Below are 12,192 nucleotides of genomic sequence, written 5' to 3' on the forward strand. Positions count from 1 at the left end.
CTGAGATTTTTCTAATGGTTTCTTCATTCTTCCCAGATGGAAACTAAAACACAATCAGCTGAAAACAATGCTTGACGCAATCATCATTATTTTATTCATCGTAGCAGCAGCTGGTATTGGGTTCGATAGCATTGACCTCTTGCCCAGCACTATGCTCAAACCAGTGACGAACATCGAAGGTTTAAGATTAGTTCTTGCCGGGTTTAGTGCCATTATAGGCGCAGCCATTGGTTTAAGCTTTCAGACTACCTATCGTCGCTTAGAAAGAAAAGTGCGAGAAATGCCTGTGGACGTGCTTTTAACACGCGCCATTGGTTTAGTATTGGGGTTGCTGGTAGCCAACTTGATGTTAGCACCAATTTTTCTCCTACCCATTCCCACAGACTTTGGTTTTATTAAGCCCGTAGTTGCAGTTTTAGGTAGTGTAATGTTTGCTTTTACTGGCATCAGTTTAGCAGACACTCACGGACGTAACTTCCTGCGACTAATTAATCCCCATACAGCAGAAACTTTGCTGGTAGCAGAAGGTACCCTCAAACCAGCGGCGACAAAGGTTTTAGATACCAGTTGCATTATCGATGGTCGGATTGAAGAATTACTTGCTACTGGTTTTGTGGAAGGGCAAATTTTAGTACCGCAGTTTGTCCTGCGAGAATTACAACAAGTGGCGGATGCTTCTAACGACCAAAAAAGAGTCAGGGGTCGTCGCGGTTTAGAAATTCTGAACCGGATGAAAGAGGATTACCAGGAAAGAATTGTGATTCACTCTGCTGACTATGAAGATATTCCTACGGTAGATGCTAAGTTGGTGCGTTTAGCGCAGGAAATTAATGGCACTTTATTAACTAATGATTACAACTTGAGTAAAGTTGCTAGTCTGCAAAAAGTGCCTGTGTTGAATATTAACGATTTAGCCCACGCTATTCGTCCGAGTTACTTACCTGGTGACAGCTTGGATTTGAAAATTCTTAAGGAAGGTAAGGAACCAAGTCAAGGTATCGGTTACTTGGATGATGGGACATTGGTTGTAGTTGAGGAGGGTAATAAGTACGTGGGTAGTGAGTTGCGAGTGATAGTAACTTCTGCTTTGCAAACTACTGCCGGAAGGATGATTTTTGCCCGTCCCCAGGCAGCTGAAGGTTTGAAGGTTTGATGGTGACGATCGCAACTGAAGACTTTTACCCCCGCCCCCAATCTGAAGTATTATTTCACTTTAGCTTGGGGGAAATTTATTGTCAATATTAGTTTGGGAAAAAAAGGATCGCTGCATCTAATATCTTTCTTTATTAATACAAAATATACAATTACATCCAGGTAAATTTTGGGATCGCTTTTGTCGTTAAACCTTAACTTAAAATTTCGATGTATTGTAGATAAAATTTATGCCTGTTGCCAAGATAACCAGTGTAGTGTAGTAGAAATAATTATGACAAAAAACTAAGTGAAAATCTTTATTTTAGCTTTCTTTCCTTCTGACTTCTGGCACTAAACAAAAACTATCATTTTTTGTAAAATTTGGCTAATTGTATTCTTGATATCAATTTTTCTTTACTGCTTGCCTTATAATTATTTTCTATGTTCAATTAACTTAGTTAATCATTGTTTACCGAAAAGTAAAAAAGTTAAGAATAACACAACTTTATTGCCAAAAGAAAGGGAGATAAAAAAATGTCTTGGTGGTTGGAGATTGTTACCAAGAAGCCTAACTGTATTTATTATTTTGGGCCTTTTGATACTCTAAGGGAAGCGGAATTAGAGAAGGGTGGTTACGTAGAAGATTTAAGACAGGAACAAGCAGAAATTATTGATACAAGGATTAAATTCTTTAATCCTTTGGAATTAACTATAGACTTGGAAGATCCAGGCAAGGAAAGGGGAATCAAGGTTCCAGCTTAAATTGGGGGTGGGAATCATCGGCAGAGATGACTAGCTGAGAGTTATTTTAGTGATGAACTCAGCTAGAATAATTTATCGATTATATTTACAAAAATAAATTAGTTACTTTAACCAAAATGACATAGAATAAATTTTATTTATTCTTGATTCATGCACGCCCTTTCAATCCCGACTTGGATCATTCACGTTTCTAGCGTTATTGAGTGGATGGCTGCGATTTGGTTAATTTGGACTTATGGTGAAGTCACGAAGAACCGAGCGTGGTACGCTTTGTCTATGGGAATGTTGCCAGCTTTGGTGAGTGCGATGTGTGCTTGCACTTGGCACTACTTCGATAACCCGAAGTCGCTGGAATGGTTGGTAACTCTGCAAGCTTCGACGACGGTACTGGGGAATTTTACTTTGTTGATAGCTGGTTGGTTGATTTGGCGATCGGCTAAATCTGCTAGGGTAAAAACACCTGAAAGTCAGACTCAAACGCAATCTTCAACTAAATTAGGACTATGATTTCTAAAGACACCCTGTTTATAGTGTCACTATTTCCCTATTTGGGTTTCTTGTGGTTTATTACTCGTTCCCAACAAATGCCACGTTTAGGTTTAATTGGGTTTTATATGACTTTGGTATTTGTCGGTGTCACCATTCCAGCGGGAATTTACGCAAAAATAGTTCTTGGTGAGGCTTTAGCAAACGTTGATTGGTTGCATGGTGGTGCTGAGTTTTTTTTAACACTGGCAAATATTTTGGTAGTGTTAGGCTTTAGACAAGGCATAATGGAAAAGAAGCGATCGCCGCAAGAAAAACTTTAACAAAAAAGATAGTATCAAGACAGAAAAACCTGCTAACTAGAAAAAATTAAGCCTGCGGGTGCTTTGCCAATTATGATATGTTGCCTCAACCCCAATTGTAAACAACCGTTGAATCCTCCAGGTAGAAAGGTCTGCCAAAACTGCGGTAGCAAACTAGAACCACTACTGAGAAACCGTTACCGAGTAATTAAACCTATCGGACAAGGAGGGTTTGGCAGAACCTATCTTGCAGCCGATCGAGATATGCTAAATGCAAGCTGCGTGATTAAGCAATTTTCTGTACAATCTCAAGGGACGCAATCTCAGGAAAAGGCGATCGAACTTTTCAATAAAGAAGCATATAGACTGCATGAATTAGGAGTACATCCCCAAATTCCCACCCTGTTAGCTTACTTTGAACAAGATAAACGTCTGTATTTAGTACAACAGTTTATTGAAGGGCAAAATTTATATCAAGAATTAGTGCAACAGGGAGTATTTGGTGAAGAAAAAATTCGGGAAGTTTTAAGGGATATTTTACCCGTATTAAAATTTGTTCACGAACGACAAGTAATTCACCGGGATATCACACCAACTAATATTATTCGCCGTAAAAACGATCGTAGATTGGTGTTAATCGATTTTGGCATTGCCAAACAAATTACCGAAAGTACAGCTTCTCTACCAGGAACTAAAATAGGTACGGAAGGTTATGCACCATTAGAACAATTGCGGAACGGACAAGTATTTCCCGCCAGCGATATTTATAGTTTGGGTGCAACCTGTATCTACCTAATGACTAAAGAAAAACCCGATAGCCTTTATAATCCTTTAAATGGTCAATGGATTTGGCGCGATTATTTACGTAAAAAAGGTTCAGATGTGAGCGATAACTTGACCCAAATTTTAGATAAAATGCTCAAAGATTGGGTGAATGAACGTTATCAATCAGCAGATTTAGTATGGCAAGATTTAAACGTTGTTGGTTGGCAAACCGCTACACCGAAAAATCCGACATCTGCCAAACCATCTACAGCTACTCCCCCACCTACATCTGCTCGACAACCTGCACCTAATCCTGGTGTTTCGGGAAGTTTAAATATTAATAAAACTCCAGTTGCAACTCCAGTGGCACCCGGAAGAAGTATTCGCCGTCCGATAACGCCTCCGCCTGTTTCCCGGCAACCAAATTCCAATTCTGCAAAGCGAATTTGGCGTTGTATCAATACCTTAAATGGACATACTTCTTGGGTAATGGCAGTAGCTATTAGTGCCAATAAACAAGTAATTGCTAGTGGTGGTTTAGATGACCAAATAAAAGTTTGGAGTTCGCAAACTGGAGAACTTTTACATAATTTGTCAGGACATACAAAAGCAGTTAATTCTCTAACTATTAGTCCTGATAGTTTAATACTTGTTAGTGGTAGCGATGATGAAAAAATCAAACTTTGGAATTTACACACTGCTACTTTAATGCAAACTTTAACCGAACATTCCAGAGATGTTAATGCAGTAGCAATCAGTCCAGATGGACAAATTTTAGTTAGTGGTGGCGACGATCGAACGATCAAATTATGGCGGCTAAAAAATGGGTTGCCAATTCGCACTTTGTTTGCTTCTGCGGGAATGATTAAGGCAATAGCGATCGATCCAAAAGGAGATTTAATTGCTACTGGTGGTTTAGATAACCAAATTAAACTTTGGAAGTTAGCTACAGGAGAATTAGTTAACACTCTTTACGGACATTTTAATTCAGTTTATGCTGTAGCATTTAGTCCTGATGGAGGAATGCTTGCTAGTGCTAGTAAAGACAAAACAGTTAAATTGTGGAATACTCAAACCGGAGAATTAATTAGGACTTTTTCGGGACATACCGGGTATGTAAATGGCGTACAAATTAGTCCCGACGGTCAAACTCTGGTAAGCGCCAGTAGCGACAAAACTATTAGGATATGGCGCTTAGAAACAGGTGAATTACTGTCTACTTTGAGCGAACATACTAGTGCCGTTAATGCTTTAGCAATGAGTGTTGATGGTCAATTAATTGTCAGTGCTAGTTCTGATAAAACAGTCAAAATTTGGCAAGGTTTTGGTTGATTTTAAAATTGAATTGGTGAGTAAATCCGAGCATTGAATTTGGCATCTTGAAGACTGGAAACAGCATTTTGATAATCCTGCACCCAGAACTCTTTACCAAAGCGTACAGCTTGACGCAAATGTTTTCCTTGTACCACTGCGATTACAGGAAATTTTGACTGTTCGTCGCTGGAGTATTCTTTTAAAAGTGCTTTCAAATTATTAAGTTGTTCTTGGTCTTCAATTTGTGGTAATGTGAGTTCCAAAACTACCATAAATTCTGGTTCATCTATTTCTGTTTCTTCCGTTTCTTCCAGACTCGCCAGTACATCAGCTGGAACTAATTCTGCTTCATTAACAATTAGCTGAAGTTGTTCTTCTTTTGCGTCTACTTTACCTTTTAAAATTAGTGGTACATCTGTTACTAAAGCAGAGTTAACTTTGTCATAAGTCTTAGGAAAAACAACTGCTTCAATCTTGTCAGTTAAGTCTTCAATTTGCAAAATTGCCATTGGTTCACCTTTTTTCGTTACCACTTTTTTAATTTCGGCGATCATGACAATAACATGAACATTACCTTTTCGGTTTTCTGCTAATTGATTAAGAGTGATAGGAGTGGGATCTAAACTTAATTTAGGGGCTAATTTTTCAACAGCTTTTAGGGGATGATCGGAAACATAAAAACCCAGTAATTCTTTTTCAAATTGTAGCTTTTCTTTGGGTATAAAATCGTTTACTTGTGGTGGTTTTGGTGCAGGACTTCTGACTGTTTCTAAGTCAAATAAAGTTGGTTGATCGGAAACTCCTTTACTTTTTTGTGCCCAAGTGATGACGAAAGGTAAATGTTCAATGAGTTGCTGACGGTTTTTGTTTAAACAATCTAATGCACCACATTTGATTAATGCTTCTAAAGCACGACTGTTAACGCTATGCAGGTTAATGCGATCGCACAAATCCGCCAAATCTTTAAATTTTCCACCTTGTCTTCTCGCTTCTAAAATGCTCTCAATAGCATTTTCCCCAACATTTTTAACAGCTGACAAACCAAACAAAATTTTACCATCTGAAGGTGTAAAATCAATATCAGAACGGTTAATATCTGGCCCTTCTACTTTAATGTTTAATTCCTGACAGTTAGCAATGTATTTTTGTACTTTATCTTGATCGCCACTATTAGCTGTTAGCAATGCCGCCATGTATTCTACTGTGAAATTTGCTTTTAAATAAGCAGTTTGGTAAGTGACGTAAGCGTAAGCAGTTGAATGGGATTTGTTAAAGCAATTAGAAGCGATTAAGCCATTTGCAAAAATAAAGTTATGATCGCGTTCAACACCGATATCGTAAACAGGTTGAACTCCCAATGATTTACGACTGACAATTTTAACCACGTTTGTAACTCCCTAGTATTTGTTCAATTTTTGACTTTTTTCTTTGTAATCCTAAGTTTATAACTCCTCTATTTGTGCCACTTGCTTTAAATCTAACCCTTTGGCAAAAATTTCATCGATTGGCAACATTTGATCATCAGTAGTCATAAATTTATGGTCTTTCGTTGCTCGAATAATTGAACCATCTTCTAAGGAATATTCAAAAACTTCTTGTTGTCCTCGATTATGAAATTGAGCGATCGGTTGAGTATATATAAAGCCATTACTATCAACGCTATAAACTGTACAATATATGCTTTCTTCCACAATTTTCCCGATCGGCATTGCGCCATATTCCACAGTCATTATTTCAGTGTCATAGCTTAAACAATATTCAGCAAACAAAACCATTTGATCGAATAACTGTTCTGCTATTCTTTTATTAACTCCATTTTTAGTTGCACCGTCAATAAAACTTTCCCGCTGTTTCTGCATTTCTTCAGCTTTCTTTTTTCCCATTGCACGCCGCAATAGATCGGCTTGTCCTAAAGTATATCCTGCCAAATCTTGAGCCATTTTCATGATTTGTTCTTGATATACTAAGACCGCATAAGTTTCTTGAAGTATGGGTTCTAGCAGTGGATGTTCGTAATTTATCTCTTCTCTGCCGTGTTTGCGATCGATAAACTTAGGAATCAATCCCGCATCTAAAGGCCCCGGTCGATACAATGCTAAAATTGAAGAAATATCTTCTATACTTGAAGGCTTTAATTTTTTTACCACATCAAGCATTCCCGAAGATTCTAATTGAAATACCCCTTCCAAATGACCTTTTTCTAACACTTTATAAGTTTTTTCTACCTCTGGCGGGCGTTTTTTTACTTCACCTTTAGCCAAAATTTTAAAAGCCTTTCTTTCATCAGAAGTAATATCATCTGGATTGACTTTAAATCCCCGATTTTTTTCAATTAAATCTAATGTATTTTGAATAATCGTCAGATTTTTCAACCCCAAAAAATCCATTTTTAACAAACCCAGCGATTCCAAATCTTCCATGAAATACTGAGTAATTACCGAACCGTCATTATTTCTTTGTAACGGTACAACTTCATCCAAAGGTTGAGCAGAAATTACCACACCCGCAGCATGAACGCCAAAAGTTTTGTTAGTACCTTCAATCCGCATTGCCATATCAATCCAACGCCGGACATTTTCATCATTATCATATTTTTCTTTAAACTCTTTGGCAGGAGTATCATCAGAAATCATCACCTTTAACTTAGTTGGTTTTCCCCTGACTACCGGAATTAATTTCGCCATTTCATCGGCTTCTTTGTAAGGAATATCCAACACTCTAGCGACATCTTTTAACACCGCTTTAGAAGTTAAACGGTTAAAAGTAATAATTTGTGCTACCCTTTCTTTGCCGTATTTTTCGGTTACATACTCAATTACTTCTTGCCTTCTTTCAATACAAAAATCCGTATCAATATCAGGCATTGATTTCCGTTCTGGATTTAAGAACCGTTCAAATAATAATCCGTGATGTACCGGATCGATATTAGTAATTCTTAAAGCATAAGCAACTAAAGAACCTGCCGCCGAACCTCTTCCGGGTCCAATTGGAATGCCTTTATCTCTAGCAAATCTGATGTAGTCTCCCACTACTAAAAAGTAAGTGGAAAATCCCATCTGTTCGATCATTTTTAATTCATATTCCAGGCGTTCTTTATATGCCGATTCGATGTCATTATAACTACGACTATTGCATCTTTCTTGTAATCCTTCTCTAGCTAGTTTTTCTAAATAAGTGCTTGGTGTATGCTCTGGAGGAACGGGATAATCAGGTAATCTTGGCTCATTAAATATTTCGTATTTTTTAACTTTTTCTGCTACTTCTAAAGTGTTATTAATTGCCTCTTTAATTACTTCATCTGGCAAATGATCGCGGAACAAATGTGTCATTTCTTCAGGAGATTTTAAATATTCTGTCCCGCTATAGCGCATTCGGTTGTCTTCTATTAATTTCTGACCTGTGTTAATACATAATAAAGCGTCGTGTGCTTCTACATCGGAGCAACCTGTAAAATGGGAATCATTAGTGGCGACAATTTTTATGCCTAATTCTTGAGAAATTTTAACGATTTCAACATTAACAATTCTGTCTTCTAAATAACCGTGATCTTGAATTTCTAAATAATAATCATCTTGAAATACTTCTTGATACCATTTAGCGCATTCTCTAGCTTCTTTTAATTTACCTTGTAAAATTAGTTGGGGAACTAAACCTGCACGACAACCGCTGGTAACAATTAACCCTTCGTGATATTGTTTGAGTAAATCTCTGTTAATACAAGGACGGGAAAAAATTCCTTTGCCTTGAACGCCTTGCAGGTGAGAAATAGTAGTTAATTTAACAAGGTTTTTGTAACCTTGGGTATCTTTGGCTAAGACAATTTGGTGATATTTGCGACGACGTTTTTCTTGTTTTTCTAGTTCGCCTTCTACCACGTACATTTCGTTACCAACGATCGGCTTTACGTTCTTATTCCGGCAAACTTTAATTAATTCGATCGCACCATACATTACACCATGATCCGTAAGTGCGATCGCAGGCATACCCAATTCGATAACGCGATCGATCAGTTCAGGAATTTGACTCGCGCCATCAAGTAAACTGTAATCGCTGTGAGTGTGTAAACCAACAAAAGACATAGTTTTTGGTAATAGGTAGTTGGTAGTTGGTAATTGGTGAGGAATTAGGAATTGGTAATTTCCCAGTCCCTAATCCCCAATCCCCAGTCCCCAGTTAATCCAAATTCGGCTTACGTTGATTCCAAGTAGTTGCTTGTTCGTAAGCATAAGCTACTTGCAACAGTAATTCCTCTTGCAATACTCTCCCGATCAATTGCATTCCAATTGGTAAACCTTTTTCATCAAAACCGCAAGGAACACTTAACCCAGGTAAACCAGCTAAATTAACTGGAATTGTCATCAAGTCAGTCAAATACATACTTAAAGGGTCGGCAGTTTTATCACCTACTTTAAATGCCGTTGTTGGTGCAGTGGGAGAAACTAAAACATCCACCTTTTCAAAAGCACTATCAAAGTCTTTTTTAATCAAAGTGCGGACTTTTTGTGCCTTTAAATAATAGGCATCATAGTAACCTGCTGATAAAGCATAAGTTCCTAACATAATCCGCCGCTTTACTTCCGTCCCAAATCCAGCAGCGCGAGTCTTAGTGTACATAGATAAAAGAGTATTTGCCTCTTCATCTCGTAACCCATATTTCACTCCATCATAGCGGGCTAAATTTGCCGAAGCTTCGGAAGGTGCAATGATGTAATATGCTGGTAGACCGTATTGAAACCGAGGGCAAGAAACTACATGAATTTCTGCACCTAATTCTTGCAAAACTTCGATCGCCTTAGTTACAGCTTTCTCGACAACTGGATCTAAACCTTGACCAAAAGTTTCCGAAATCACGCCAACTCTCAGAACACCCCTAGTTTTGAAATTCGGTTTCAAAGATTTAGCATAGTTGGGGATTTTCACATTTAAACTAGTGGAATCTTTGGGATCGTAACCTGCGATCGCACCCAGTAAAATAGCTGCATCTTCTACCGTTCTTCCAAATGGCCCAATTTGATCCAAAGAAGAACCATAAGCCACCAAACCGAAACGGGAAACCAAACCATAAGTCGGCTTCATACCCACAATACCGCAGAAAGACGCAGGCAACCGAATCGATCCCCCAGTATCCGAACCCAAAGACACCACAGCTTCATCAGCCGCCACAGCCGCAGCCGAACCCCCCGAAGATCCACCGGGAACCCTTTGCAAATCCCAAGGGTTAGCTGTAACCTGATAAGCCGAAGTTTCCGTAGAACTACCCATTGCGAACTCGTCCATGTTCGCCTTACCCACCATCACCGCCCCAGCTTCCGCCAACTTTTGGGTTACAGTTGACTCGTAGGGAGGGACAAAACCTTGCAAAATTTTTGAGCCGCAAGTAGTGGGAATTCCTTTAGTACACATATTGTCCTTAATGGCAATAGGAATTCCTGCCAGCAGTCCAATATCTTCACCAGCGGCAATTTTCGCATCTACCGCCTTTGCCTTTTCTAAAGCCTGATCTGCTGTGACGCACAAAAAACTACGCACTTTCGGTTCTACCGCCTCGATGCGTTCCAAAGCTTCCTTAGTTATTTCTACAGCCGAACGTTCTTTGGTGATGAGTTGTTGGTGCAACTCGCGGATGGATGCCATGCAGCGACCTCTTTTTATCTGATTGCCCAGATCTATAAGTATAGGTTTCCTCGCCGAATTGAAAATTACCTCGATCGAGCAATTCTCCCAACGACTAAAGTCGTGGCTACACAGACAAAACCTGCCTACGCAGGTTTCCGGGAAGTCCGCCTGCGCGGACTTCGTTTGTGTAGTCGCGGTTTTAACCGCCAAACCTTTTTCTGGGCAGATAAACAGGTTATTTTAACGTTTAAACATCCACTTTTACGCAATCAAATGTAAAGTTTTATGGCGGTCTGTGCCAAGCTCGGCTATTTTGGGAATATTTAATAGGTAGTAAATTTCCCGTAGCTACCTTGTGTAGTTGAAACAACTATGAAACTATCAATACTGACCAAAGTTTTCACTGCTGGAGTTGTTAGCCTTAGTGCATTCGGCACATTTCACCAACCGAGTCAGGCACAAAACTCTGCCGCAAAGGGTTTTTATTGTGACATATCTAGCGGCGTACCCGTCACAATTTACCAAAATGCCCAAGGTGCCAGCGAACCTTGGATTCGTTGGGTTTCCAATACTTTCCGAAGTGCCGGATATGACCCTTTAACTCGCTGTCGAGAAGTTAGTGCCCGTTTGGAAAACTATCGCCTGAACAAACAGTTGAGATATATCACTGTTGGCATGATGAATGGTCAAAGGGTTGTTTGCACTGCCAGCGTGATTAATGGACGCTGTGAGAATTTGATTTTTACCCTGAAACCTAATCAAGATGCCGTTCGGACGCTGAATAGTCTTTTAGCATGGCGCGAAGGTCAAGCGGGTGTGCGTTCTCTGAATGAAAGTGGCAATGTCCCTTACATTGATGTGCGCGAACGTTTGGGAGAAGACGGTAACAGTAATGCGCCATCAACCCGGATGAATGCGCCAACCAACGTGCAACCAGCACCTCAAACTGGTTCAGGTTCACAGCGGGAGTTATAAGGTGATTTCCGGTTTAAAACTGGTACTGGTACGTAGTTGCGCTTTAGCGCTAAAGCTCAATTACGTACTTGTAGGAATTTTAAGCACTTCAGTGCTTACTACGAACCTGGTTTCTGCATTTCCGGTTAATTCGGCAAATGAAGAAATTCAAATTGTTAATGTTCGTCGCTTGGCACAATTAACTACTGTTCGCATCCTTTCTGGTAATGCTTCTGGTTCTGGGGTAATTGTTAAGCGACAAGGGCAAGTTTACACGCTTTTAACTAGTTGGCACGTTGTTGCTTTTGGCAGCAAATACACAGTTATTACTCCCGATAATCGTGGCTATTCTCCAATTGTTCCGCCCAAACAATTGGGGAATCAAGACTTAGGTGTAATTCAATTTCGCAGCGTGGCTAATTACGCAGTTGCACCTGTTAGCCAAGCACCTGCAATGGTGGGAGAAAAGGTTTTTGCGGCTGGTTTTCCCATGTATCAACCAGGAACTATCAATACGACATTCGATCGAGGTATTCAAATTTTTCAATTTACCTCTGGAGAAGTGTCTTTATTGTTGCCGAAATCTCTGTATCAAGGTTATCGCTTAGGCTACACCAATGATATTGCGGTGGGGATGAGTGGGGGGCCAATTTTTAATGCCAATGGTTTGTTAATTGGGATTAATGGCAGGGTGAAAAATCGCGATCCAGATTTTGGCGTTTATGCCTTTGAAGATGGCAGCGAACCTTCACCTGCAATGTTACAGCAAATGATGAATTCGAGTTGGGGAATTCCCATTAGTAAGTATGTTGTTGCGCTTTAGCGCTAAAGATTTGGCGCTGAAGCGCAACAACGTACC

The 12,192-nt window shown here is 39.5% G+C and carries 11 protein-coding genes; 8 read left to right on the forward strand and 3 right to left on the reverse strand.

The genetic code is table 11. The annotated features are described in order from the left end of the window. Positions 1 to 67: 67 nt before the first annotated feature. The 5 genes from ACE1CA_RS30290 to ACE1CA_RS30310 all read left to right on the forward strand — a co-directional run bounded on the left by ACE1CA_RS30290 (position 68) and on the right by ACE1CA_RS30310 (position 4,781). Positions 68 to 1,153: a PIN/TRAM domain-containing protein gene (locus ACE1CA_RS30290; protein ID WP_413278002.1), complete on the forward strand. Its 1,086-nt coding sequence runs from the start codon at positions 68 to 70 to the stop codon at positions 1,151 to 1,153. Between the two features lie 515 nt (positions 1,154 to 1,668). Next, positions 1,669 to 1,896, forward strand: coding sequence for a DUF1816 domain-containing protein (locus ACE1CA_RS30295; RefSeq protein WP_413278001.1), 228 nt, complete (start codon positions 1,669 to 1,671; stop codon positions 1,894 to 1,896). A gap of 150 nt (positions 1,897 to 2,046) precedes the next feature. After that, complete coding sequence (locus ACE1CA_RS30300) at positions 2,047 to 2,403, forward strand: DUF2499 domain-containing protein (RefSeq protein ID WP_413278000.1); 357 nt, start codon at positions 2,047 to 2,049, stop codon at positions 2,401 to 2,403. Then, positions 2,400 to 2,705, forward strand: coding sequence for a DUF3593 domain-containing protein (locus tag ACE1CA_RS30305; RefSeq protein ID WP_413277999.1), 306 nt, complete (start codon positions 2,400 to 2,402; stop codon positions 2,703 to 2,705). The genes ACE1CA_RS30300 and ACE1CA_RS30305 overlap by 4 nt, the downstream gene beginning before the upstream one ends. Positions 2,706 to 2,813: 108 nt before the next feature. Continuing rightward, positions 2,814 to 4,781, forward strand: coding sequence for a protein kinase domain-containing protein (locus ACE1CA_RS30310; RefSeq protein WP_486517591.1), 1,968 nt, complete (start codon positions 2,814 to 2,816; stop codon positions 4,779 to 4,781). Positions 4,782 to 4,783: 2 nt separating this feature from the next. Here the strand turns inward: ACE1CA_RS30310 and ACE1CA_RS30315 are convergent, their stop codons facing one another. From ACE1CA_RS30315 to gatA, 3 genes are all read right to left on the reverse strand, one after another. Next, the gene (locus ACE1CA_RS30315) at positions 4,784 to 6,148 is read right to left on the reverse strand and encodes a helix-hairpin-helix domain-containing protein (protein WP_413277997.1); all 1,365 of its coding nucleotides are present in this window, start codon (positions 6,146 to 6,148) and stop codon (positions 4,784 to 4,786) included. A 57-nt stretch (positions 6,149 to 6,205) separates the two neighbouring features. Continuing rightward, positions 6,206 to 8,842 carry a DNA polymerase III subunit alpha gene (locus ACE1CA_RS30320; protein WP_413277996.1) on the reverse strand — a complete coding sequence of 879 codons (2,637 nt, stop codon included), beginning with the start codon at positions 8,840 to 8,842 and terminating at the stop codon, positions 6,206 to 6,208. A 94-nt stretch (positions 8,843 to 8,936) separates the two neighbouring features. Beyond that, positions 8,937 to 10,397 carry an Asp-tRNA(Asn)/Glu-tRNA(Gln) amidotransferase subunit GatA gene (gatA, locus tag ACE1CA_RS30325; protein WP_413277995.1) on the reverse strand — a complete coding sequence of 487 codons (1,461 nt, stop codon included), beginning with the start codon at positions 10,395 to 10,397 and terminating at the stop codon, positions 8,937 to 8,939. Between the two features lie 102 nt (positions 10,398 to 10,499). Between gatA and ACE1CA_RS30330 the strand changes: the two genes are divergently transcribed. The 3 genes from ACE1CA_RS30330 (at position 10,500) to ACE1CA_RS30340 (ending at position 12,156) form a co-directional block, all read left to right on the forward strand. Beyond that, on the forward strand, positions 10,500 to 10,658 hold the full coding sequence (locus ACE1CA_RS30330; protein WP_413277994.1) for a hypothetical protein: 159 nt from the start codon (positions 10,500 to 10,502) through the stop codon (positions 10,656 to 10,658). A gap of 93 nt (positions 10,659 to 10,751) precedes the next feature. Further along, complete coding sequence (locus tag ACE1CA_RS30335) at positions 10,752 to 11,354, forward strand: COP23 domain-containing protein (RefSeq protein WP_413277993.1); 603 nt, start codon at positions 10,752 to 10,754, stop codon at positions 11,352 to 11,354. Positions 11,355 to 11,445: 91 nt separating this feature from the next. Beyond that, entirely contained in the window at positions 11,446 to 12,156 is a 711-nt protein-coding gene (locus ACE1CA_RS30340; protein ID WP_413277992.1) for a S1 family peptidase, read from the forward strand. Positions 12,157 to 12,192: the final 36 nt, after the last annotated feature.

It is taken from the genome of Floridaenema evergladense BLCC-F167 (assembly GCF_041929205.2).
GTDB classification, from domain to species: Bacteria; Cyanobacteriota; Cyanobacteriia; order Cyanobacteriales; family Aerosakkonemataceae; genus Floridanema; species Floridanema evergladense.

What these genes read in the sequence shown, in the direction of transcription:
- ACE1CA_RS30290 (WP_413278002.1), top strand. Translation starts at nt 68, where the DNA reads ATGCTTGACGCAATCATCATTATTTTATTCATCGTAGCAGCAGCTGGT.
- ACE1CA_RS30295 (WP_413278001.1), top strand. Translation starts at nt 1,669, where the DNA reads ATGTCTTGGTGGTTGGAGATTGTTACCAAGAAGCCTAACTGTATTTAT.
- ACE1CA_RS30300 (WP_413278000.1), top strand. Translation starts at nt 2,047, where the DNA reads ATGCACGCCCTTTCAATCCCGACTTGGATCATTCACGTTTCTAGCGTT.
- ACE1CA_RS30305 (WP_413277999.1), top strand. Translation starts at nt 2,400, where the DNA reads ATGATTTCTAAAGACACCCTGTTTATAGTGTCACTATTTCCCTATTTG.
- ACE1CA_RS30320 (WP_413277996.1), bottom strand. Translation starts at nt 8,842, where the DNA reads ATGTCTTTTGTTGGTTTACACACTCACAGCGATTACAGTTTACTTGAT.
- gatA (WP_413277995.1), bottom strand. Translation starts at nt 10,397, where the DNA reads ATGGCATCCATCCGCGAGTTGCACCAACAACTCATCACCAAAGAACGT.
- ACE1CA_RS30335 (WP_413277993.1), top strand. Translation starts at nt 10,752, where the DNA reads ATGAAACTATCAATACTGACCAAAGTTTTCACTGCTGGAGTTGTTAGC.